The 22,843-nt window shown below is 54.3% G+C and carries 21 protein-coding genes; 11 read left to right on the plus strand and 10 right to left on the minus strand.

All coding sequences use genetic code 11. From position 1 onward, the window contains the following. Window positions 1-63 precede the first annotated feature (63 nt). Entirely contained in the window at window positions 64-744 is a 681-nt protein-coding gene (locus C5Y83_RS23280) for a DUF2293 domain-containing protein (RefSeq protein ID WP_105332198.1), read from the plus strand. 4 nt (window positions 745-748) lie between these two features. On the opposite strand, the gene C5Y83_RS23285 is transcribed toward C5Y83_RS23280, so the two are convergent. The 4 genes from C5Y83_RS23285 to C5Y83_RS23300 all read right to left on the minus strand — a co-directional run bounded on the left by C5Y83_RS23285 (window position 749) and on the right by C5Y83_RS23300 (window position 3,268). Then, on the minus strand, window positions 749-1,339 hold the full coding sequence (locus C5Y83_RS23285; RefSeq protein ID WP_105332199.1) for a zeta toxin family protein: 591 nt from the start codon (window positions 1,337-1,339) through the stop codon (window positions 749-751). Beyond that, window positions 1,336-1,734 (minus strand): TA system antitoxin ParD family protein, encoded by a 399-nt coding sequence (locus tag C5Y83_RS23290; RefSeq protein ID WP_105332200.1) that lies wholly within the window; start codon window positions 1,732-1,734, stop codon window positions 1,336-1,338. The genes C5Y83_RS23285 and C5Y83_RS23290 overlap by 4 nt, the downstream gene beginning before the upstream one ends. Before the next feature lie 40 nt (window positions 1,735-1,774). Further along, window positions 1,775-2,509: a family 16 glycoside hydrolase gene (locus tag C5Y83_RS23295; protein ID WP_105332201.1), complete on the minus strand. Its 735-nt coding sequence runs from the start codon at window positions 2,507-2,509 to the stop codon at window positions 1,775-1,777. A gap of 219 nt (window positions 2,510-2,728) precedes the next feature. Next, window positions 2,729-3,268: a CAP domain-containing protein gene (locus tag C5Y83_RS23300; RefSeq protein WP_105332202.1), complete on the minus strand. Its 540-nt coding sequence runs from the start codon at window positions 3,266-3,268 to the stop codon at window positions 2,729-2,731. Between the two features lie 437 nt (window positions 3,269-3,705). On the opposite strand from C5Y83_RS23300, the gene C5Y83_RS23305 reads away from it, so the two are divergent. The 6 genes from C5Y83_RS23305 to C5Y83_RS23330 all read left to right on the plus strand — a co-directional run bounded on the left by C5Y83_RS23305 (window position 3,706) and on the right by C5Y83_RS23330 (window position 8,584). Continuing rightward, entirely contained in the window at window positions 3,706-5,319 is a 1,614-nt protein-coding gene (locus C5Y83_RS23305; protein ID WP_105332203.1) for an NAD-dependent malic enzyme, read from the plus strand. Window positions 5,320-5,484: 165 nt separating this feature from the next. Continuing rightward, window positions 5,485-6,120 (plus strand): hypothetical protein, encoded by a 636-nt coding sequence (locus C5Y83_RS23310; RefSeq protein WP_105332204.1) that lies wholly within the window; start codon window positions 5,485-5,487, stop codon window positions 6,118-6,120. 31 nt (window positions 6,121-6,151) lie between these two features. Next, the gene (locus tag C5Y83_RS23315; RefSeq protein WP_105332205.1) at window positions 6,152-6,625 is read left to right on the plus strand and encodes a hypothetical protein; all 474 of its coding nucleotides are present in this window, start codon (window positions 6,152-6,154) and stop codon (window positions 6,623-6,625) included. A 315-nt stretch (window positions 6,626-6,940) separates the two neighbouring features. After that, entirely contained in the window at window positions 6,941-7,273 is a 333-nt protein-coding gene (locus tag C5Y83_RS23320; RefSeq protein ID WP_105332206.1) for a hypothetical protein, read from the plus strand. Window positions 7,274-7,421: 148 nt separating this feature from the next. Continuing rightward, complete coding sequence (locus C5Y83_RS23325; RefSeq protein ID WP_146117895.1) at window positions 7,422-7,859, plus strand: hypothetical protein; 438 nt, start codon at window positions 7,422-7,424, stop codon at window positions 7,857-7,859. Window positions 7,860-7,930: 71 nt separating this feature from the next. Continuing rightward, window positions 7,931-8,584, plus strand: coding sequence for a hypothetical protein (locus C5Y83_RS23330; RefSeq protein WP_158262486.1), 654 nt, complete (start codon window positions 7,931-7,933; stop codon window positions 8,582-8,584). A gap of 49 nt (window positions 8,585-8,633) precedes the next feature. Here C5Y83_RS23330 and C5Y83_RS23335 read toward each other — a convergent pair whose 3' ends face one another. Continuing rightward, the gene (locus C5Y83_RS23335) at window positions 8,634-10,814 is read right to left on the minus strand and encodes a peroxiredoxin family protein (RefSeq protein WP_105332209.1); all 2,181 of its coding nucleotides are present in this window, start codon (window positions 10,812-10,814) and stop codon (window positions 8,634-8,636) included. Window positions 10,815-11,287: 473 nt separating this feature from the next. Between C5Y83_RS23335 and C5Y83_RS23340 the strand changes: the two genes are divergently transcribed. Together C5Y83_RS23340 and C5Y83_RS23345 are read left to right on the plus strand one after the other, a co-directional pair. Beyond that, the gene (locus tag C5Y83_RS23340; protein WP_105332210.1) at window positions 11,288-12,487 is read left to right on the plus strand and encodes a trans-sulfuration enzyme family protein; all 1,200 of its coding nucleotides are present in this window, start codon (window positions 11,288-11,290) and stop codon (window positions 12,485-12,487) included. 15 nt (window positions 12,488-12,502) lie between these two features. After that, window positions 12,503-13,648, plus strand: a complete 1,146-nt coding sequence (locus C5Y83_RS23345; protein WP_105332211.1) for a trans-sulfuration enzyme family protein — start codon at window positions 12,503-12,505, stop codon at window positions 13,646-13,648. Between the two features lie 165 nt (window positions 13,649-13,813). On the opposite strand, the gene C5Y83_RS23350 is transcribed toward C5Y83_RS23345, so the two are convergent. After that, a complete protein-coding gene (locus C5Y83_RS23350) occupies window positions 13,814-14,422 on the minus strand; it encodes a hypothetical protein (protein WP_105332212.1) in 609 nt (202 codons plus the stop codon). A gap of 365 nt (window positions 14,423-14,787) precedes the next feature. On the opposite strand from C5Y83_RS23350, the gene C5Y83_RS23355 reads away from it, so the two are divergent. Then, a complete protein-coding gene (locus C5Y83_RS23355) occupies window positions 14,788-16,080 on the plus strand; it encodes a DUF6666 family protein (RefSeq protein WP_105332213.1) in 1,293 nt (430 codons plus the stop codon). 321 nt (window positions 16,081-16,401) lie between these two features. Further along, the gene (locus C5Y83_RS23360) at window positions 16,402-17,865 is read left to right on the plus strand and encodes a hypothetical protein (protein WP_105332214.1); all 1,464 of its coding nucleotides are present in this window, start codon (window positions 16,402-16,404) and stop codon (window positions 17,863-17,865) included. Here C5Y83_RS23360 and C5Y83_RS23365 read toward each other — a convergent pair. The 4 genes from C5Y83_RS23365 to C5Y83_RS23380 form a co-directional block, all read right to left on the minus strand. Further along, on the minus strand, window positions 17,862-18,356 hold the full coding sequence (locus tag C5Y83_RS23365) for a hypothetical protein (RefSeq protein WP_105332215.1): 495 nt from the start codon (window positions 18,354-18,356) through the stop codon (window positions 17,862-17,864). The genes C5Y83_RS23360 and C5Y83_RS23365 overlap by 4 nt on opposite strands. 240 nt (window positions 18,357-18,596) lie before the next feature. Continuing rightward, on the minus strand, window positions 18,597-19,208 hold the full coding sequence (locus tag C5Y83_RS23370) for a DUF3365 domain-containing protein (protein ID WP_105332216.1): 612 nt from the start codon (window positions 19,206-19,208) through the stop codon (window positions 18,597-18,599). A gap of 69 nt (window positions 19,209-19,277) precedes the next feature. Next, window positions 19,278-20,627, minus strand: a complete 1,350-nt coding sequence (locus C5Y83_RS23375; protein ID WP_105332217.1) for a cytochrome c3 family protein — start codon at window positions 20,625-20,627, stop codon at window positions 19,278-19,280. Window positions 20,628-20,630: 3 nt separating this feature from the next. After that, window positions 20,631-22,634, minus strand: a complete 2,004-nt coding sequence (locus C5Y83_RS23380) for an FAD-dependent oxidoreductase (RefSeq protein ID WP_105332218.1) — start codon at window positions 22,632-22,634, stop codon at window positions 20,631-20,633. Window positions 22,635-22,843: the final 209 nt, after the last annotated feature.

Genomic DNA, 22,843 nt, shown 5'->3' on the forward strand with positions numbered 1-22,843 from the left:
TGATTCTTCGTAAGATGAGCTGCCTCGGTTGCTCATGGAAGTCTTGAACGCGAAAGGATATCGATGCCCCAGCCTGCTTTTTCCCCTGGTCCCCGCGATCGAACGGTTCGCGATGCAGCGGGCAACGTTCATGCTGTGCCAACCGGGTGGGAATTGCTTCCCCCGGGCGATGCCGGTCTCACTCGACGTGTCAAAGCGGCTGGCGACCATATGGTGGTGCAGGAGAAAAAAGGGCGTCGCATGTTCTCTCGTGGCGTTTGGGCCCCAGCGGCGACGATACGGAAAGTCGAGGCAGGCCTGACCGCGGAACGCTCGACCGACGCCTACGCAAAACGCCAAAAGGCAGTCGCCGAAAAGCGTGAGAAGGTCCAAGAAGAGTACGTGGAAGACTTCTTCGGAGCAGTCGTCAAGTTCCTCAACTTCCATCCAGACTTCGACGTCATGGCGCATCGCTTCGCCAAAGCGGTCACCAAACATGCGACCCCTGTCGGCAGTGGAACGGTCGCTCGAACCAAACGCATCCCGATCGAACGCCGAGCCGAATCCGCCGTGATTGCCTGGATGCGGCATCAAACGACCGCCTACGACACGATGAAGATCGCACGCGTTAAAGGAAAACGCCGTGAAGTCCGCCGTATGCTGGCCCAACGCTCGAAAGAACTGCTGCAACGATACCGGCAAGGCCGCGAGATCCCCACGGACTGCCCGCTGCGAATGGCACTCGGGCAGAAAACACTGGCCTAATACATCAGGGGCACGCTCGCTTGAGCCAAGTTGGCGTATGCTTCGCCAGAAAAACGGCTTTGCCCTTCTCGAAACGAGCTAAATAGCGATACGGCGTGCGTAGATCGCTTTGATCGAAAACGATAACGCGTTCTAACTTGGGGATTGCCAGCTTCAGATTGTTCATGGTACGAGGATGGCGAGCTTTCAGCTTATCCATCGGTACATCGTGTCCACCTTGGCTCACTCGCATTGCGACTCGTTGAATGGAAAGCTTGGCGGACGCCAGTCCAACGAAACAAAGTGTGACATCATAGCCAGCTTTGGCCGCGTCGATTAAGAATTGAACTTTCTCGCCCACGGGATCAGAGAAGACGGTCTCGAACGCGAAGCTTTCACGTTGAACGACAAGTTGGTCACGAATCTTGATTGCAACTTTCGCGGCAGCGTAAGGGGCCAGATTCAGTTGCTTCGCCAGGACATCTGCGTTAACTAGTCTAAGCCCAGTATGGGAAACCTGCGAATGGTAGAACGTAGTCTTGCCGGCGCCGTTCGGGCCGGCAATGGCAACAAGGTGAGGTGGGTCGCCGAGCTGCAATAAAGGCCGGAGGCTCACGAATGCCCCTTACCTTTCGGTTTTCGTGCGGGGTTGCCGGTGACGAACTTGCCCTCGACGAATCGGCCCGTCGTTCTGGAACCATCCTGTTCGATGCGGACTAGATAATCTGGATCGTCGGTCGGTTCGTAATGTGGGAAGGGAAGTTGCTGGAGATGTGTCTCCAACCGAGCTTTTCCTGCGGAAGTATCGACAGTCTCTAAAACTTCCGTCAGCGAAATGAGATCTCCACGCTTCCGAAGTGCGAAGACTTGATCGCCGTAGAGCAGCGGCTCAATCGCCTTGCCAAGTTGCGCCCAAAATTCGATCTGGCCGGCAATCGATCGCTCGGCCAGAGAACTAGTCGCCCTCGCATCGTTGACGAGGGTATCGGAAAGTTTGACAGGTTGGCTCATGCCTTAAAGGTAGCATAATGCTACCCGGGCGGCAAATCGACTACTTCTTCTTCCAAATTTTCACGTCGTCTACCCAGGCTTCTTTGTTGACGGCTAGGGAGATGTGGCGTTTGGTGGGGTGAGCTATCCCGGGTGATTTCAGTTGGCCGGCTTCTTTGCCGTCGATGGAAACGGTCATTGTGTCGCCAGTGATCGTGATTTGTAGATCGTGCCAAGTGTTGGGTTTCAACTGAACTGGAAAGCTGGCCGTTTTAGTTTGCAGAAGCTTCATCAGTTCAGGTGACTTGTCGCCCGCTTGCAGCTTTTCTCGATTCTTCAAGTCCATGCGTCCTGTCTTCGAATCGTTGATGACCAGTTTGTTAAGCGACACGCGCGCTACGCACAGGTGGCCAGCGTGGACGGTCTTCAGTTCTTTGTCTGCGAAGTCGACACCCAGTTGGTCTCCCTTGTCGAGCTTAAAACGAAGCTGCACTGTACCGTCTTGAAAGTCGACCGGGTGAAAGACGGCCACACCGTGATCGGCCGAAGGGTAGCGGGTGATATGTATCGCACCATCGACGAGGTCGACCTGCTGGTTACCGGCTGCTCGCCAGCGGCTGTTGGTAGTCCAGCCACCGCCGACTTCTTCTTTCCCAGGCGTTGGTTCGTCACGCTCGAAGGCGTCTTCGAATTGAAGTTCGCACAACTCCGGGGTGGGAACATCCGCGGCAAACAATGGAGATGTAAACAAAACTGTCAGGCCAAGCACAATCAGGGTAACGGGAAAGTGAAGCATGAAGGACTCTCGTGATAAGCAGAGGGGTGGAACGATCGATCGGTGAGAGCTGCAGCTTAACAAGTCACTGAAGGGTTCGGTTGTTCGCTGCACGAACTTAAGTTATGCCGCGATTGGCCCCGTATCGCAAGCAATTCTTTTGTCCAAACGCGAACGAGCGAAGGCGTGGTCTGCCTTCGCTCGTGAAGATTGAAATCAAGTGGGTCGCAAAGCGGTACGTTAGTTACCGAAGACGCCGACCCAATAGGTGCGGCCATCGCGACCGACGGCATAGCCGTAGCCAACTTCGCGGGCACCGCTTAGCAGGATTGCACGGTGACCAGGGCTGTTCAACCATCCGTTGAACGTATCCGGAATGCTGCCGGCTCCGTACAGAATGATTTCGCCGTAGGGTGCACCTGGGTACTTGTGCCGGCGGGCGCGGGCGACAAAGCCACCATTTACTGAGTGACTGAACTGACCAGTGCGGGCCATGTACCAGGCGTGGTCTTGCGCAGCTTTGGTCAACTCGGGGCTGATTCGCTGAGCGTGAAGCTGATAGCGGGCACGAACTTCGTTGGAGTGCTTCCACATCTTCACCAGCGTCGGATGCTTGTGCAGAAAGTCATCTTCTGACTTCTGGGCGTCGTCCGACTTCTGGGCTTCGACCTTTTTGGTTTCCGTTTCCTTCTTGGGAGTCTGGTCGCCAGATTCGGGAGCGGCCAGCAAGCAGGAACTGAAAACAAAGGTCAAAAGCAGGGCGAGGGGGAATCGGGTCATCGGGAGAAACTAACCTCCGTGAGGCGGGAATCGAAGCGGGTCTTTCCGTCCTTTGTCCGTATCAGGATCGGAAAACGAATCCCCGGTTTTAAAGCGAACCGGTGGACGTATCAAGTGGCTGACTTTGACGATTACGTAAAAGATTCCACATCATTTTACTGACGCGAAACAGGGTGTTTCCTGCGGACTTGGATGCCGTGGCGAGCTAGGATGGCTGCGGCGTACGGGGGGCAAAGATTGTCAATTTGCATATCGTTCTTATCACGATGCCGTAGTTTTGTGGGGGGATTTTGCCGCTTCCCCACCAATGGAAGTGCCGACGACACCCGATAAAACCGAGTTAATCGGAACGAGCTGCGTGCTTTGCTTGTCTGGCGGAAAAGCTGGCCTACCTTTATGCAGTTAAAAGTCGGCCCTTTTTTACGCGGATCGAGAACATGCAAAGTGCCAGCCAGCTGGGGATTTTAAACGACCCACACTTCAATCACGGAACCGCTTTCACCGAAGAGCAGCGCTGTTCGTTGGGGCTTGAGGGACTTTTGCCTTGGGGAGTCGACACGTTGGATCGTCAGATCGAACGCGTGCTGGGACACCTCGCTTCCAAGCCGACCGACATCGAACGTTATGTCTATCTGCAAGATCTGGTCGAACGTAACGAAACATTATTCTACGCTACGTTAATGAGCGATCCGGCTCGCTTCGTGCCGATTGTTTATGATCCGACGATTGCCGACGCGTGTCTCTCCTACGGACAGATTTACCGTCGTCCGCAAGGCATGTACCTGAACAAGAACATGAAGGATCGCTTCACGCACGTTTTGTCGAATTGGCCTAATAAAGAAGTTCGCTTTATTTGCGTGACCAGTGGCGGACGAATTTTGGGGTTGGGCGATATTGGCGTGAACGGTGCGCCGATCCCAATTGGCAAGCTGCAACTTTACACCGCCTGTGCTGGCGTCCCGCCTGAGGGGTTGCTGCCGATTCATCTCGATATCGGAACGACGAACGCGGCCTTACGAGCCGATCCTCTTTACCTCGGCTTGCGAGAAACGACGCCAGGCGATGACGAAGTCGACTCGATTGTCGACGCGTTTATGGAAGCCGCCAACGAGGTTTTCCCCGGTGTGTGTGTGCACTTCGAGGATTGGAAGGGAACCGATGCAATCCGATTGCTCAAGCGGTACCAAGATAAATACCTGGTCTACAACGACGACATTCAAGGAACGGCCAGCGTGACGTTGGCCGGACTCATCACCGCGCTGCAGATTAAGCATGAGAAGCTAACGGATCAGCGCATTCTGTTTGCTGGGGCTGGCTCGGCCGGTATTGGTATCGCCAACATGATTGTGGAAGCGATGGTCATGCAGGGCGTCAGTGAAGAGGACGCTCGGGCGAAGATCACGATGTTCGACGCCAATGGGCTACTGACCAAGAAGCGGGAGGACTTGACTCCTTCGCAATTGGTTTACGCCCATGAGCTGCAAGACACGCACGATCTGGAAGAAGCTGTGCAGCAAGTTCGACCGACGATTTTGATAGGCGTAAGCACTGTGGGCGGCCTGTTCACGGAAGGGGTCGTCAAGGCGATGCATGTTCAATGTAATCGGCCGGTGATCTTCCCGCTAAGCAATCCGACCGATCACGCCGAGGCAACTGCCGAGCAGATTTATACCTGGACTGAAGGCCAAGCGTTGGTCGCCGCCGGCGTTCAATTTCCCGACGTGACGATCAACGGTCAGACGTTCCATCCGGGTCAGGCCAATAATTTCTATATCTTCCCAGCCGTTGGCATGGCCGTTTACGCGACCAAGCCGAAACGTATCAACGACGCCATGTTCATCGCCGCCGCCCACGGCAGCGCTGATCAAGTCGGGCAGTTCGAGCGAGATCACGGCATGCTGTTCCCGCGTCAAGACTCGATTTTGGAAACCGAAATCACCACGGCAACGAGGGTGGCGGAATTTATCTTTGATCAAGGAGAGGCAACCGTCGAGCGGCCGACGAACATTCGAGCGTGGATCGAGTCGATGGTCTACCATCCCTCGTACTAAGCAGTAGCCAATTGGCAAATCGCGAACCTTCCAAACACGGGCCTTCTCATCTAGGTGAGGAAGCCCGTGTTCGCTATATGGGAAGTTTGCTGAGTTTGCTTGTCATTTCCCGGATTAGCAGATTGCGTCTACGTTAGAATTGCTCGAACTAAAACGAAGATCACTATGACATTACCGCGCAAGGGCAGTCGTACGATCACGGTAGACGAAATACGATATCGCTGGATGGTGTCAGTGCGTGACCATACATTGAATTTGACCATCGAAGCAGCTGGTTCACCTGGACAAGTGCTGCAAGCACGCTTTGAACCGCACGATCAGTTTCGAAGAAACAGGGATGGGAAGTGGTCGTTTTGCCGTCAAGGTCGTTCGCTAACTCCAACTGACGTAACGAAGATCGTCAAGTACGGCCTCGCCAACGATTGGCAACCGCTCTCGAAAGGTCGCAAGCCGATTCAACTTTATGTGTGGGACTCGGAAGAAGTCGCTCCTGGTACGTTTGTATCGCATGAAGGCGAAGTGCCGCTACGGGATATTGCGATCGAGCAAGTGAGTGACCTGCGATTTGACTTAAGCCTAGATCCGCATTGGCGAAAGATACTATTCGCTGCTGAGCCGTTTACTCGGTTCTGTTTGCCAGATGACTATTTCGGAATTAGAAGTACGGCTCGTGATCATGGATTGCAATTCGCTGTATTCAATGATGGAACCACTGAGTGTGGATTTGTGGTGTTTGGGATCGAGTCGATCGATTTCCCGAGTGTCGTGATGTACACGACCAACAATCCGGCAATCATTTAGGTCAAATCGTTGGATGAAAAAGGAGGCTTTGATGCAGATCGATTCTGAATTGCGAAACGCATTTGCGAAGTTTCTTACTCAACTTGCAGATGGAGCGAATGATGCCGCGGCTTGGGATCAATTCATTATCACTCATTATTCCGATTCGTTCCTGGAGGAAGTACGCCGATGTATCGTGCGATTACGAACTGAGTCAACCGATAGCTGGGGAAGCGAAGCGGTTTGTAAAAAATTGATCCACTGGGCCGAAATAATCCAGCTGGCCGCTCGTTCTTCGTCGTGGGAAGATGACATTCACGAAGTTCATCTGACGCTTACTCCAGCAGAATTCGTGATGCTGGATTCGGTTTTGCGGAGATTCTCGGAAACGGACGAGTTATCGATTCAGGACGAAGCGGAACGCCAATCCCTTTACCACTTGCAGTGCTTATGCGAAAAGAATCCAGCTCATGGAAAATTGCCAGATCTGTGTGACGCTCGAAAAGAATTGCTGGGAGACGGATAATCTCAGCATCGCAAAATAGTTGCGATGTATCCGAAGAATGTCATCACACTTTGGATTTTAACCGCCTCCCGCGATTGGGGTGTTCGCTTGAGACGCGGCTCAAATAGGTTTACCGTATCGAAAGACTAACCTCGGATCTCTCAGTGACCCATCCGAATGTTCATATGCTTTCCTTCCGATTGAGATCCTGATTCAGTCATCAGTCCGTTGACTGTTTGAATTCGTTTGTAGACCGTGGTGAATTCCGCGAGAATCAGCGAATCGAATTGATGTGTTTCTGGCTCAGCACGCACTCGAATCGCTCATAGGGACTTAATGGAATTTCCCACCAACCTCATCACATTGCTGAATGAAGCGGAGTGGCGTGATGCCCTGCGATGGTGGAAATCCCTTTCCGCAGAGCAGCAGCACGAATGCATCACTCTGTGCGAGACGCTATCCGAATCGTGGGAGCCGTTGGAAGAGATGGACGACACCGATTCGATGGATACCGGGCAACCCCTTTACGATTACATGGTGAATCACGAGTATCGTTATGTCTTGTATGTCGACGAAGCGACGCTGACGAGTTCGTATCGGTTTGTGTCTGAATACCTCGCACCGCTCGGAGCTGATTATCGGCATGGTAAGCCTGGGATGGTGTGGTAGATTTGTTTTTGCCTGCTTGGCGGTGGGCACATTCGTTCCAATTGAGAAGGAGTTTCCCATCGCAGATAACCCATTTCCTCCCGCGGCACTCAAGGCGATTGGCTGTATCGCGTTCGCGCTGGTCCTCGTAGGTTGCGAGCCCGCCAGCATGCCGACGCCTAGTCCGCCCGGTTATAAGCTCGCCGTATTCGCGAACGGCAACGTTCAGTTCGATATTCCAGAAAAATACGAACTACGATACGAACAGGATGAGAGCATCATGGTGCGACCCAGCGAGCACGCGGGAATCATTTTGCGGTTCACCTTGCAGAATCTCCCCGAGCCAATCGCGGAAGACTTTCTGCTGACTCAGGCCGAAAAAGATGGCATGGAGATCAAAGAGATGGGGAAGAATCTGGTGATTTCGGAGTCTGGCAGCCGAAATGAGAATGGACAAGACTTCAATATGACCTTTTGGCAGGTCGGTTTTGAGGATGCGTTGGTCGTGATGTCGGCCGAGGTTAACAAAACACGAAAAGACGAACCTGCCGTCCTCGATTGCTTGGCGTTGGTGCCAGCAATGATCGAGTCGATGCACAAGTTTTAGTGACGTGCTTCTCTGCGATCTTTCAATGTTTCGATCGACGAATCTGTTGGAAAAGCACAGGATCCTTGACGTTGCTCAAATCGCTGGTCGAACGAGTGAAGCATTTACTCCCTCGCTATGAGCGGGGAATACTGACTTGGCATGGATACGTCATTGAATTGGTTTGCTGCTCCGCTTACACCGACCTGGCTGAGTTAGGTGAGTTCACATCTGCCAAAGCAATGGCTGATCTAAGGGAGCGAGCCCGTAACGCTCCGGCTCATCCAGAAGATGTCGCGATGATTTCTGGGAAGAGCGTTATTCCCGGCGAAGCTCTTAGCGATTGGGACGCCCAACTACGGTTGGAATATTACTGGGGCTGTCGGAGACTTCGAGAATCGTTCTTTCCCGAACTTGACCCGCCGGAATTCGAGGTCGAGTTGTTTATCGGAACAGTGACCGAAGTGCGGCATGAAGCGGATCGGGTTATCCTTGTCGGCGACGTTAAAACACATTTAATTCGTCGCAACTCGGTGTTTCTGCGGACGAACGATGCGATGATTCCGGTACAGTTTAATGGCGTGAAGAAGATACAAGCTGACGATCATAACCCGGAGGCGAAGTCGGTCAGCGAATGGGGAATCATCGTTGAAATCGATGCGCATTCGTTGCCAGACATCGCCGAAGGTACCGAAGTTTGGCTGGATCGCAGCGAGGTATGTGAGATCCCTAAGTTGCCAAGTTAGTTGTCTGACGAGACGAATCAGGTCGAGTAGCTCCATGTACGAATAACTTCTAGTTCCCCTTCGGCCGATCCTGAGCCGAATGGATTGCTTCGTGAATCAGTTCTAGCTTTTCACCACGTAATGATGTCGTCAGGGCATGGACGTCGTTGTGAATGATCTTCCCATCGGGACCGAGCAAGATATACATCGGGAAGTAATTGACGCCTAATTCGCGGAACTGCTTGGTTACCGTTCCCTCCGGATCGTCGACGAAGATGGGATAGTCCATGTTATTTTCCCGAGCATACTTGGCCACCGTCTCGGCCGTTTGTCCATTGATGTGCATCGCGACGACGGTAAATCCTAGTTCTCTGTAAGCTTCGTAGGCAGCGTGTACGCTGGGCTGATCGCGGGCACATGGGCCGCAGCCGATAAACCAGAAATCGAGTAACACGTATTTCCCGTGGAAATCTTCCAGGCTTTTCGCCTCAGTATTCAGCCAAGTTCCATCCCGCATGTCGGGGACCGTCTTACCGGGAAGACCTTGCGCGTACTGTTTTCGATTTTGAGCGACCTGTTCCGCCCATTCGGTATCGGTGCCTTCGGTTGCAGAAGTGTGATAGGGATCACGCAGCCAACCGACCGGTTGTTCACTAAGGGTAACGACAATCGATTGCGTGGCGGCTTCGTCTGTAACTTCAAACGTGGTCAAACCTGCCTGATTGCTGTGGGGATCGAATGCGAGCACACCCAGGTTGGTTTGCAAGTTGGTCGTCTTCGTGGAATAAGGTATGCGCCGCATCTGTAGTTCGAATTCGCCGTTCGCGTCGGTAATCACAACCGGGTCGGCATCGCCACGTCCCTCATGCCGCAACCGAGCCACTACGCCGGAGCGAGGCTTTCCTGACGCATCGACGACCTTTCCTTTTAATTTAGGAACACGGTGCAACTTGTAGTCGGGGATGATCGACTCTGGATCGCCTGACCATTGAAAATACATCACCGGTGGATCGGAGAAATAGCCTGCACAAATCGGTTCAATCTGCAACGTGCCTGATGGAGCCTCGACTTCAAAATTACCTTCGGCATCCGTTTCGCCATTTCCGGCAGACGTCCACGTACGTAGTGCTTCCTCGATAGAGGTGTATTGTTCGTTTTCCGTTCCTTCGTCATTACCCGCGTGTTGGAAGCTAGTACTGATGAAAGCACCAGGAATGCCATTCCCATCTGGATCGACGATGCGACCGCGAACGGTTCGCTTGGGATGCGATTTTGCCTCGAATCTCACCTCCTGACCACTCGTTAGATCAAGGCGTGGTTCGATGACCGTGGAGTAGTTGAAGTAGGGCGGACTAAGAAAGAAGTCGTTCGTCGTGAGTTGCAAGCGATTGTACTTCTCTGGACTGGCTGTAAACGTGACTTTGCCGTCTCGCACAGCAAACGGGTGGTAGACCGTGTCCGCGGCTCGTGTTGCACCCGACGTAAACATCTGCACCATGATGCTCGTTCCATCGGCCAGGGTTGAACCGTCTTTGTTGTGACTTTCAACCGTGACGACGACGGGAACGCCCGAGGAAAGCGAGACGCTCGCGATTTCTCCCTCTTTGACTGGCGTACCTTCCAAACGAACTTGTCGAAAATCGGGATGAATCACCTTGAAGTCCAGAATGGCATCATGTGGGATCAAAGGAAGCGGGAGGCGACCCTCGGCATCGCTTTGCGGCCACACGATATCGAGCATGCTGACGCCATCTTTAGTCCAGACGATTTTCTCGCCGTTGTTGTCGGTGAACTCGATCCAAGAGAATTCGGCATTTTCGACAGGATGGTCGTTGGCGGTTACCTGCACATAGCCTGGCGTGGGCGCTTGCAGGGTGACATCGAACTCTTTACTGGTTGAATCTTTGTCGACGTGCAGATCGACGATCTTGTTCGCTTTCGATTCGGCACGGACCAGCAGATAGAAGAAATCGTCCGAGAAGGGAAACGATAGTTTCGCTTCACCCTGATTATTCGTCTGGTGAACTTCTCCCAGCGGCTCGTAGCGTCCGGTCCATTTCGTCACGAGAAGTTCGGCGCCGGAAACCGCTTGGCCGTTCTCATCGGTCACATGCAGCAGCACACTGACATCGGGCGTCTTCGTTTCGGCCGCCAGCAAGCGTCGATCTTCCGCGAACTGGCCTAGGCCGCAGAGGATCATCGCCAAACAGACGAGAATTGGGCCGCTTAGAGCATCGGTGCGCTGAGACATGTCAGAAACTCGCTGGGGCTGAGGTGTTGTCGACCTGATAGGTTGGTCACGCAGAGAAACTGTCGCGAGGAATATTGAGACAGTCGCGATGCTACTGGCGGTTGGAAATCGATGTCAAGGAAATTGCAGAAAGCAAAGAGATAGAGCATCCACCCACTAAGTATTTGGCGAGACCGCCTGGGAAATAGTTCCTTGATGGAACGATTAAGAAACCGCGTCCGTGACAAAATAGAAAATGCGGCCAGTTGCGGCCCAGAATCGCTGCGGTTACACTGGAGGCTTGGATTTAATAGGGATTTGTGGCCGCTTGCAGCCGTATCTGCTAAAGTGCCGTTGTCGCTCTCCCGGTGACAAGTTCTTGAACACAGATCATTTGCTGCGGCCCTGTTCAATCAAAGGGTTCCGTTGCGTTCTTGGAGGCTCGCTCGCCTCTTGGATCTGCCGAGTTCCCGCATTCACGCGAGACCCCCGTCATGTCAGTCGCTCCTGAACAAAAAGCAAACCGTGGCGTGTCCACGACAGCCGTGCAAGGTGGCGAAGCCCGGATGAAGCCCGGCAATTCGATCACCGACCCAATCTTCTGCGCGTCGACCTATACCTTCGACGATACCGATTCGGTGATCCGCTACATCGAAGAGAAGCAGGTCCGCGAAGAATACGGCCGCTACGGTAACCCTGGTGAAAAGACCGCCGAAGCCAAGCTGGCTGCGATTGAAGGGGGAGAATCGGCCGTCCTTTACTCCTGTGGCATGGCGGCCTTTGTCGGGCTGTTGATGGCTAAGGTTAGCTCGGGCGATGAGGTCGTCTTCTTTGACGAATGCTACCACCGTAGTCGTGAGTTCTGCGGTAAGCACTTGGCTCGTTTCGGCGTCGAAACCAAGACGGTGAAGACGGGCGATTATGAAGCGATGGAAAAAGCGATCGGCCCCAACACGAAAATGCTGATCAGTGAATCGCCCACCAATCCGCACCTGAGCTGTATCGACCTGGAGAAGTTTGCCGCAATCGGCAAGAAGCACGGCGTAGAAACACTGATCGATGCCACCCTGGCCACGCCGTACAACCTGCGTCCGCTCGACTACGGCGTCGACTACGTGCTGCACTCAGCCACCAAGTACCTTGCCGGGCATAACGATTTGCTTGCCGGTGTGATCATTGGGAGTGAAGAGAAACTGGAGTCGGTCCGTCAGCTCCGCGGCGTGATGGGGGGCATCAACGCTCCGCATAACTGTTACTTGCTGCTTCGCGGATTGAAGACGTTCAGCCTGCGTATGGAACGGCACAATGCGAATGGTCTGGCCGTCGCTCAGTTCCTGGAAGATCATCCGAAGGTCGAAAAAGTTTATTACCCTGGTCTGCCTTCGCATCCGTACTACGAGATCGCCAAGCAAACGATGCGTGGTTACGGCGGATTGGTGACCTTCCTGGTGAAAGATGCCGACTGGCGAAAAACGGCCAACGTGGTCGACGGGGCGAAGATCTTTAAGATCGCACCGAGCCTGGGTGGTGTGGAATCGTTGATCGAACAGCCACTGGTGATGAGCTATTACCAGCAGACGCCTGAAAATCGAGCGAAGTTCGGCATCTATGACAACATGATCCGAATTGCCTGTGGTATTGAAGACACGGAAGATCTGATTGCAGACTTGAAGCAAGCGTTGGACAACGCCTAAGAAAGATGCCCTCTCATGAAGTTTCGCACCAAGGCCATTCACGTCGGTAACAAGAAGGACCCGCAAACTGGGGCCGTTGTTCCGCCGATTCATGTTGCTTCCACATTCGTCCAGCCGGGGGCAGGGGAATGGGGCGAGTTCGATTACTCACGTAGCGGCAACCCCACCCGCAAAAACCTGGAAACCACCTTGGCTGAACTGGAAGGTGGCTGCGGTGCATTGGCTTTTGCTTCCGGCATGGCGGCTACCCATTGTGCGTCGATGCTTCTGGAAGCAGGCGATCACGTGGTTGCTGGCACCGACATCTACGGCGGGACCTATCGTCTGCTGCACAAGATCACGCAAAAGAACGGCGTGGAAGTGACGCTGGCCGACTCTACCGACTTGGAAAAGCTGGAAGCAGCCATCCGGCCAAATACCAAGCTGATGTGGGTCGAAAGTCCTGGCAATCCGCTCATGTCGATTACCGACCTGGCGGCATGTGCCAAGATTGCCAAGAAGCACGGTATTTTGATGGGTGTCGATAGCACCTTCGCCACGCCGGTGTTGACCCGTCCGCTCGAATTGGGTGTCGACATCGTACAGCATTCTGTCACGAAGTATCTGGCCGGGCATAGCGACGTGCTGGGTGGGGCTTTGGTGGTGAAGGATAAGCAACTGTTCGATAGCTTGTATTTCATTCAAAACGCGACCGGTGCGGTGCTCGATCCATTCCAATGTTTTCTCGCTTCGCGTGGGATCAAGACACTGGAACTGCGGGTTCGTGAACAGTGTCGCTCGGCTGAGATCGTGGCCAATTTCCTAAACGAACACCCCAAGGTGACGCGTGTTCTTTATCCAGGTTTGTCCTCGCATCCTGGTCACGATATTGCCGCCCGACAGATGTTAGGTGGGTTCGGGGCGATGATGAGCTTCGAGGTTGTTGGCGGATTCGAGGCAGCCAAGAAGGTGGTCGAAGAGACGAAGCTATTCCAACTGGCGGTCAGCCTAGGGGCCGTCGAATCGCTGATCGAACAGCCTGCATCGATGTCGCATGCCAGTTACGACCGGGAAGCTCGCCTGGCCCATGGAATCAAGGATGAACTCATCCGGATATCGGTTGGCCTGGAAGATCCCGAAGACCTGACAGCTGACCTTGGACAAGTGCTGGATCAGATCTAAGTAAACTTGCCAGCACCAATGAAGCGCTATCGCACGTTTGGCTTAACGCATTGCGGTAGTACCAACGCATAAAAAAACTCCGGCTCGTGAAGGGCCGGAGTTTTTTCCTAGGATGACAGGGTCGTTGTTCGTGAGAACAACTGGGGTAGTAACGACTACCGAGCTTTACTTCTGAGGAGCGTAGTACGTGACCGGTCGGGTGGTCGAGGAATTGGCTCGGCCTGGGGCGCTCAAGACGCTGCGAGTCGAGCGGGTAACTTGCGGACGCTGGCCAGGACGGCTGCCAACGGGTTCCCACTTGTGAGGCGTCGTTTGCAGCTTGGATGGTTCCGTAGCTTGCGGGGTTGCCGACGGAGTGGTTGGAGGACCTGGGATGCTAGGAACTTTCGGGTGGGAAGGAGCCGACTCGACAGGCGTCGATTCGATGTATTCCATGCCTGGTTCCATCATCTCGTAGCTGCCAACCGAGTGGACGCTATCACCACAACCGCACGAAGGCGTTGCCTTTGCACACGAGTTGCAACCACAGTAAGTGATTGGGTGGAAGAGGCGGTGAACGCCGCTCTTGATGGTGCAAGCGGTGGTCTTCAAGGTAAAGCCGATGCCTTCGACCAGTTCCAGCAACGGACGCTCGCAGCGATTGCAGCACTGATTGCATCCACAGGAAGCGATGGGCGACGCCATAACCGGATGGCTATCGCAGCCGCAGGTTTGGCCGAATGCTTGAATGCTGGAGAGCAGCACGAGTGCGGCGGCCAGAAGTGGCGTTTTCATGGTTGAGATCCTTCTCGATAGGTTGTTTCGTCCGGGGGACGGATCGCGGCTAAAAATTAAAGTCTCCGCTTACAGAACTGCTTATCGAATCGTCATCACAGAAAAAAACAGAACAATCGTAACGACCCGTAATTCTGTCCTGAATTACCTAGTATCACAAAAACATGGCGTTTTGGGGGAATAGAAAGCTTTTCTAGGGCATCCAAGTGGTGGTGTTTGGTGGCTTGGGAAAACTTTGCGGATTATTGCGAGTTTTCCGAAAGTGCTGAGTCTTCGGGTGACGATGAATGAAACGGACAGCGTGCTATTGCGCGGCTGTCGACCGTCCCCCCCTCGGTGTTTATTTCATATAGGAAGGTAAGGCCATGAGAGTCTTCCCCTGGATCTTTGCCCTGCTGACGGCTTCGTGCGTTAGCTCTTTCGCGGACCTCGCAACCGCGGCTGAGCCTCGTGAACCTGCCAAGTTGTCGCAAGTCGTTGTTGACGACACGACACGTCCCCCATCGCCCCAACGAGCCATTCGAAGCTTGTTCCCGAACAATCAGGAACGAGTCAATGCCGCACGCCAACGCGTCGCTCGGGCCAGTTATGTCGCCTCAAAGGTGCAAGCTGGGGATGTTCAACCGGTCGATTACTCGGTGTTGAGTAACGCTGCCGGCGAACAGTACATGGAAGGCGAAATCATCGAAGGTACCGTCGTGGAAGGCGAGGTCATCATGCCTGGTCACGCCACGGCCGGCATCTATCACGAAGGAATGCATGTCGACGGCGGCTGCACGTCCTGCTCGGGTACGGGCTGCGACACCTGCGGCGAGGCGTGCAATACTTGGTGCATTCCGATCTGCTTCAGCCTATCGCTGGAAAACCTCTCAGTCCGAGCAGGCGTCGAAGGTTTCAAAGGTCCGCTCAACCGCGGTGCCGACGGAAGCTTCGGTTTTCTGTACGGTTTGAACTGGGGCACGCCGTTCTTTGGTAAGAGCAGCGGACTCGGTTTTCAGCTGGGTGTAAACGGAACCAGTGCCAACTTGCATGGAGCAAGTTTCACAGACAACACCCGCGACCAGTTTTTCCTGACGGCCGGTTTATTCCGTCGAGTCGACTGGGGCTGGCAAGGTGGTGTCGTGTTCGACTACATGAGCGATGACTGGTACTACAGTCTGACCTCCAGCCAAATCCGCGGTGAGTTGAGCTGGAAGTTCCAGAGCCGTAACGAATTCGGTTTCTGGTTTACTGCTTCCGACCATGTGAGCACCGTCAACGCGTTGATCACGCCGCAAGGAGCAACTGCTCCGCTAACGATCAGCCAAAACTATCAACCGAACAATATGTTTGCGTTCTTCTATCGCACTCCGCTCGATATCTGTGGTGGCGAGATGCGATTCTCGGGTGGTTGGACCGAAGACCAGATGGGCCTGTTGAGTGCGGATATGAACATCCCAATCACCCAGTGCCTGGCCGTCGAAACCAACTTCCTGTACCTGATTCCAAAGGACGACGACACGCACACAACTCCTTACGTCGACGAAACTTGGAACGTTGGATTCAACCTGGTTTGGTACCCGCGAGCCTGCAGTGCCGCGAGTGCGGGTAAGAGTTACTACCGACCGCTGTTTAACACAGCGACCAACGGTACGTTCTCGATGTACCCGACCAACTAGTACCGTAATCCGTTGGGGGATTCAGCAAGCCGGGCCTTTGCGAGGGGCCTGGCTTGTTGCCGTTCTTGTCCTAATTGGTGTAATCGTTACGTCCTAACTTAAAGCAGCGAATCACCTTTCCAAGATTCTTTGACCACGTTATGATGAGCGGGAATATGCAAGCATCCCCGCCATCCGGGTTGGCGACCACAAGAAATGTCGTAGGTAGCGTGAGGTCGCCGCGGAAGCTTAGGAAAAGCCCGCCAATTACCCATTCCGGGGGATAATAACCCTTTGCAGGAAAGCACTGCCCCGAAAACAGGGCACAAATTGACGCAATTCATGAGCAGTTCTAACAAGTCGGGCCATTGGCGATCCCTCGCCGCCCAAATCGGCGCCATCTCTCAGGAAGAATTCGAGCAAGCCCAAGCCGCAGAAGCCGCTGCCGAAGCCGCCAAAAAAGAGGAAGAAGCTGCCCAGGCAGCTGCCGCAGAAGCCGAAAAGCTTGCCGCCGAGCAAGCCGCAGCTGACAAGGCTGCTGCCGAAGCGGAACGTCTCGCTGCGGAAAAGGCGGCCGAAGAAGAAGCCGCTGCGAAGAAGGCTGCTGAAGAAGCAGCAGCGGCGGAAGCGACCGTCGATGTCGAAGATTCGCTCTCGCAGGTCTCGGACGGTCCGGTCGACAACGAGGAAATCGTCGAACCACCTCATCACGAGCCTGAGCCACCGGCACCGGTCGTCGAAGAGCCAGCGCCCAAGCCGAAGAAAAAGAAACCGAAGAAGCGTAGCCATTGGGCTTCGCTCTCTTCGATGCTCGGCCTTTCCTCCGCGGAAGAAGAGGAAGAGGACGAATACGAAGAAGAGGAAGCGGTTGTCGAAGAGGCCGTGGCCCTAGAAGCCGCCGCACCGACGGCAGAGCCGGAACCGGAGGAAGAAAAAGAAGAGATCAGTCCTCACCTCGAAGCATTCCGCCAACCCCTGGAACGCTCGCCGGAAGAATCGCGCGCTTCAGAGCTGATCGGTCGCCCAGAAAAGCCAATCGCCACCAGTGACGAAGATTTCGAGGGCTTCGACGGAATCTTCATCGATGAAGGCACTGCCGATTTGAACGTCGAAGCGGAAGCCGATGACTCAGATGATTCCGACGACGAAGAAGCTTCGGAAGAACGTTCGTCCCGCCGCGAACGTTCCGGTCGCGGTCGTTCGCGTGGTCGTCGCCGTGGTCGCCGTTCGCGAAGCAATGATGAAGAAGTCACCGCCCGCGAAACTCCGGACGATGACGAAATCGAAGCTGAATCGGAAGCCGAGGAAGAAAGTCGCTCATCGCGTTCCGATCGTGAAGATCGCGCGGAAGGGGATGACGAAGAACGTCCAAGCCGCCGTCGCCGACGCCGCCGTCGCTCCCGTAAAGCGGTTGATGCTGACGCGGCCCCGACCGAAAACGAAGACGATCGTCGCTCCCGTTCACGTGCGGAAGACGACTACGACGACGATGATGATCGAGACGATGTCGACGTGCTCGACGATCTCGATTCCGACGAGGATGAAGCACCTCGCAGTCGCTCACGCGGACGTTCGCGACGCGGTCGGCGAAAGGAATCGGGTGACGATACCGATCGAACGAAAGAGAAGCACAAGAAGATCCCATCGTGGACCGATGCGGTTTCGGCGATGGTCGAAGCCAACATCACACGTCACGAAAATGCACCACCGTCGCGCCCTTATGAACGTGGTGGACGCAGTAGCAACAGCGGTGGCGGTCGCCGTCGCCGAGGTAGCGGCGGACGCGATCGTCGCAAAGACAGCTAGAAGCTGGTTGACTGCAAAACCTCTTCCGACTGCTCGGAAGAGGTTGGCGGGGCCTCGCTGTTCCGGGCGTTCTCGAGTTCTTCCATGCGCAGCGCGATCCGGTTGAATTGATCGGCCAGGCATCTCCAGCTATCGCCGTGGCGGACGATCAACGGGCTAGCCGTTTCTCCATCGGCCAAACGCTCCATCGCGTTCTGAAAGCGGGCAATCGCGCCGGCAAATCGATTGCTGTGACGGATGCTGTCCATCACAATCACCGGAAGTACTAGCAAGCTGACCAAGACGGCTGGCACGTAGTAACACAGCAGCATGTTGACTACGGAGACTACCGGAGAGTTCATGTCGCTGAGCGCGGCGACGATCATCAGCACAACGCCGACCGTCAGAAGACAAACCACCCAATACATCACGACACGAGCGACCAGGCTTCCCTGGAGGCTAGGATCGACCCAGAAGTGTCGGCGTCGATCCCGAGGACCATTGGAAGACATTCATTTCCCTCCAGCAACATGATATGCAACACCAAAAGCATAACTTGCCGCTCGTTGCTGGTTGAAAGTCGATCCAGGACCGTCGGCCAACGCGGGAAGCAACAACTTTTCGGATTCACTCCGTGACGGTTGTAGCGATTAGTCGTTTCTCATGCCGGTGGGCGTCTACAGCAACACACTGGTCGGTTGCGGCATTCTGGTAAGGTCGAATGCCGCAATGCCGGTAAAACCGGGTTCGTGTTAGTCGAGAGGAACACGCACGACAACGCCTCCCATGACGTCTCCTTCTTTAAACTCAGGATAGTCATCCGGGCGATTGGAGTGATTGTTGTGACAGTCCCAGCAAGCTTTGGCGACTGCCTTGTCGGCATAAACTGCCGTGAAGTAAGTTTTGTCTCCAAGCTTTTCTTTGCCGTAGAAGTTCTTGTCTGGATTATCGACGATGAACTTCAAGCCTTCTTCTTCCTGTGGCGACTTCGCGGCGTTTTGCGAGTTTAGCGGCCACAGTGATTTCAAGGCATAGGTGAAGCCTGCACCGTCGTTCTTGGCAACCAGTTCCGAACCCATGCGGAACATCTGAGCGGGCAGTGGAATCGTACCTTCTTCATCTTCCCAATATTCGCTTGCAGAAACGTCGCTTCCTTGTTCCTTCAAGCGTGTCACGATGTGTTTCGCATAGACGGTCCGGTCGGCCATCATCACGGCATGGACAGCATCGGCAAACTGCTTAGGGGATATGCTACCACTGGCAGATTCGACCGGCTGCGGTGTGCTGTTGCCGCAACCGGCCATCGCTGTAACAAGACAGGAAACAACGATCACGCCACAGAAGAGTCCCAGGAACTTGTTCATGAATTCATCTCTTTGAGTTAGAAGTACGAAGGAGGAAGTCCAAGTAATCCAATAGATGGGAGAGGGTGATTAGTTTTGATTACCGCGCGATTCGAACCATTTGCGGACCATTTCGAGGCTTTCGACCGAATGATCGGGTGAACTGCTGAAGTTGGATTGAATCTCCGCCGCGTCGTGCATGGCATCGAGACTGAACTGTAAGTCATGACATGAAAGGCAAACGCCACGGATCATCTTCTCGTTCGGGCGAAGATTGTCGTTTTGATTGTGCTGCACACGCGTCTGCGGCGACTTGCGGCTGCCGTGGACTTCCCTCGGAAGATGGCACGTCGCACAACTGACGCCACTTCCTTCCGGCAATTTGCCATCCAGTTCGTCTTGCCAAAGCTGCGCGTGGGGCGACTGGCGGTAGGCCAAGGAGTGCTCGTCGTTATGGCACTTCAAGCAAGACTCGACCGCGGCGACGCGTACATCGGCATCGTGTGGCCCGTGGCAAGAACTGCATGAAAGTTCCGCATGCAATGAATTGGGATTCATTGGTAACCGGGCCATGGCTGGTGACATCGGCGAGAGTCCTTGAGCCAATCGCATACCATGCATGCCTTGCAGGAATCCGGCGGTTTCGTTCTCGTGACACCCATTGCAGGTATTGTGCGAGACGGCGTTTTGCCAGGTGGCCATGTCGTTGTCTTGGGTATGGCACGCGGAGCAGTTCAATCCAACCTTGGCATGGGCTGATCCAGCCCAGTCTGCAATCAGCTCGTCACTTGCCTCGATGTTGGTCGGGTAGTGGACCTCAGCTGTCGTTAGCGGAATGACCGGTTGTTTCTGCTTGGCCAGGTAGCGTTCCAGTCCGTTACGAGTAGGCACTGTTTGCGCTTCTGGTACTTCTGCGGCTTCGAGATGCTTACGCAGGAAGTTTTCGTTGAGAGCACGGTTGTCGTGATAGTTGTGGCAACCACTTGTTTGGCAAGTGTTGAAGGCCATTCCTTGGTGGCTGGGGCGGTCTTCGGCAATCTCCTGATGACAGTGAAAGCAAAAGTCATCCGGCAAACTGACGCCCATGCTATGGGTAACGTGCGGTACATGCTCTTTGTGGCAACTAATGCAATTCTGAGCATCGAGTACCGAAAGACGGGCTGCATTTGTCGGATCGTTGAACTTGCTGGCCGGGTGGGTGTCGTTCGCGTCTTCCAATTCTTGCTCATGGCATTCGAGACACGACTTGCTAGTGACTCCCGATTCGGGATCGTGACAGGCGGAGCATTTCAGTTCGATCTGATAATGTCCATGTGTCGTCTCGCCAGGTAAATAAGCACTCTTCCACGATCCATCTTCGGTCAATAGAGCCGCTGCCAGACTGCTGCCAATCAGCAGCGTCAACAGTACCCATGCCGAAATGTAAACCGTGGTCGACATCGATTAGTAGTAATAGACCGTGATGACGTGAAACAGAACGAGTACCGGCAACGGCCAAAACAGCATGAGGTGCAAAAACACTAGCCGAGGTCGCAGTCGACGAATGACTCGCCCTACCGATCCGGTGATGCGATTCTCTAGCGCGACAACCATGCCCGTCAGACCGCCGGTGAGATTGACAATGATGAAGGTTGTCGCCAAAGCGAAGTTCAAGTTCGATCCGAATCGAAAGCCGGTGTGCAGCACTAAGCCAATCACCGCCAAGGTGGCCAGGACTGCATGAGCGATCCGCCACCAGGCGATGTCACCCCAGTTCATCCGCGAGATTCGTTTCCGAAAGGAGAACAGGAGCCCTACAGTTGTAAGGGTGAAAATCGTATACCCGGTAATTTGCTTCGGTGTTTCCGTTCGCCAGATAGCATCGAACGCATGCCAAGAGGTTTGCACAGAGTCGGAGAAAGGGAGGGGACCGATCAGTAGCATGGCCAAAATGAAGGCGATTGCGAATGCTGAACTACCAAGAAGTACCTTCCAGCTCAATGATTTTTCGGCGGCATGCGGCTGACCGATGAGCTGCTGGATAAGTGGGCGGCATGTTCCACAAACGGTCGATGCCCTGGTTGCTTCCGCCACTTCAGCGGTGGACTTCGCTCCTTCGCAAATCGCCTGGCAAATCGTCCCCTTGGTCACACCGATGCAGCTACAAATGACCGAGGTTTCCGCCCAGTTATCGGCGTGGTCCATCTCGTCTTCCGGCCAGAGGCGACCGGTGCGGCGAAAACGCTGAATCTGCCAAGGCCAAAGACGCTTGGTATGAGCGATGAAGTCACGGATGCGGTCGATCTCGTTCCACTCGCCAACCGACGTCGCCCCAACCACACGGGTGCCTTGAAAAATCAACTTGCGATACGAATCGTCGTGATCGTAGGAAATGATCAATGAATTGGGTGTTTCGCCAAGGGCATCGCCGAGGGCTGCGACATCGATTCCCATCAGTTTCAACTTGGCGGACTGGTCGCCGTAATCAAACAGTTTGTTCTCGCCGCAGAGGTTGGCTGCCAAGACTTCGGCCATCTGAATGCCGGGACCAACCAGTCCGTAGTGTTTGTCTCGATGGACCGCACATTCACCGATCGCGTAGATATTCTTGTCGGACGTTCGCAGGTGGTCGTCCACGACAATGCCACCTCGGTGAGCCAGCGTCAATTCGGCATCTTGAGCAAGTTCATCCCGCGGGACAATCCCAGCCGAGATGATCAGCATATCGACGTCTAGCGAGTCGCTATTGGTGAAGTGCAGACGAAGTCGGTCGTTTTTCGCGGTAATGCGATCACACCGCGCGAGGGTATGAACGTGAACGCCCAATGCTTCGACGCGAGCTTTCAGCAGTTCACCCCCAGCGGTATCAAGTTGCCGTGGCATGAGCGTTGGAGCAACTTCCAGAATGTGGGCTTTTAAACCAAGGTCGAGGATGGCCTTGCCTGCTTCCAGTCCGAGGAGGCCCCCTCCCATCACGGCAGCCGATTGGCAACGCTCTGCAAAGCGGCGAATCTCTTGCAGATCGTCGACAGTGCGATACAGGAAGACGCCAGGAAGATCGACCCCTTCAATCGGTGGCACAAACGGTCTACTTCCGGTGGCCAGTACTAAGCGGTCGTATGGATAACTTCCTCCGTCCGACGTGACCACTTCTCGCTGAACGCGATCGATCTGAATGACCTTCTGCGAGGTCAGTAGATTGAGCTTGTTCTCTTCGTACCAGGAACGAGGCGAAAGGGTGAGCGAGTCGTGCGTTGCAGAGCTAAACAGTTGAGTGAGTCGCACTCGATCGTAGGCCGCGTGCGGTTCTTCCCCGAAGATATCAATCTGCCAGGAAGCGGTTGCCTCGCGACGAACGAGCGATTGGCAAAACGCATGCCCGACCATCCCATTGCCAATCACGACCAAACGCCCTAAAGCAGCGTTGGTGGCAAGAGCGGTATCGCGCTGGAATCGCGTTCGATGCAAATCGCCGATCCTTAGGTTGGGATGAGAGTTGCTCGCTTTTATGCAAAGAATGCGCCGTTTTTCATTGAACGATCGCGATGCTCCGGCTTCGAATGCCTTAAAGTGGATATGTGTGTCCACTTTTGAGTTGCAAAAGTTTTTGGTAGCTAGGAGTAAGGGGTGATCATTCTGTGATCAGTACGTGCGAGTTGCTTAGATCAGTCGCATTT

The sequence above is a fragment of the Blastopirellula marina genome, assembly GCF_002967765.1.
GTDB lineage: Bacteria > Planctomycetota > Planctomycetia > Pirellulales > Pirellulaceae > Bremerella > Bremerella marina_A.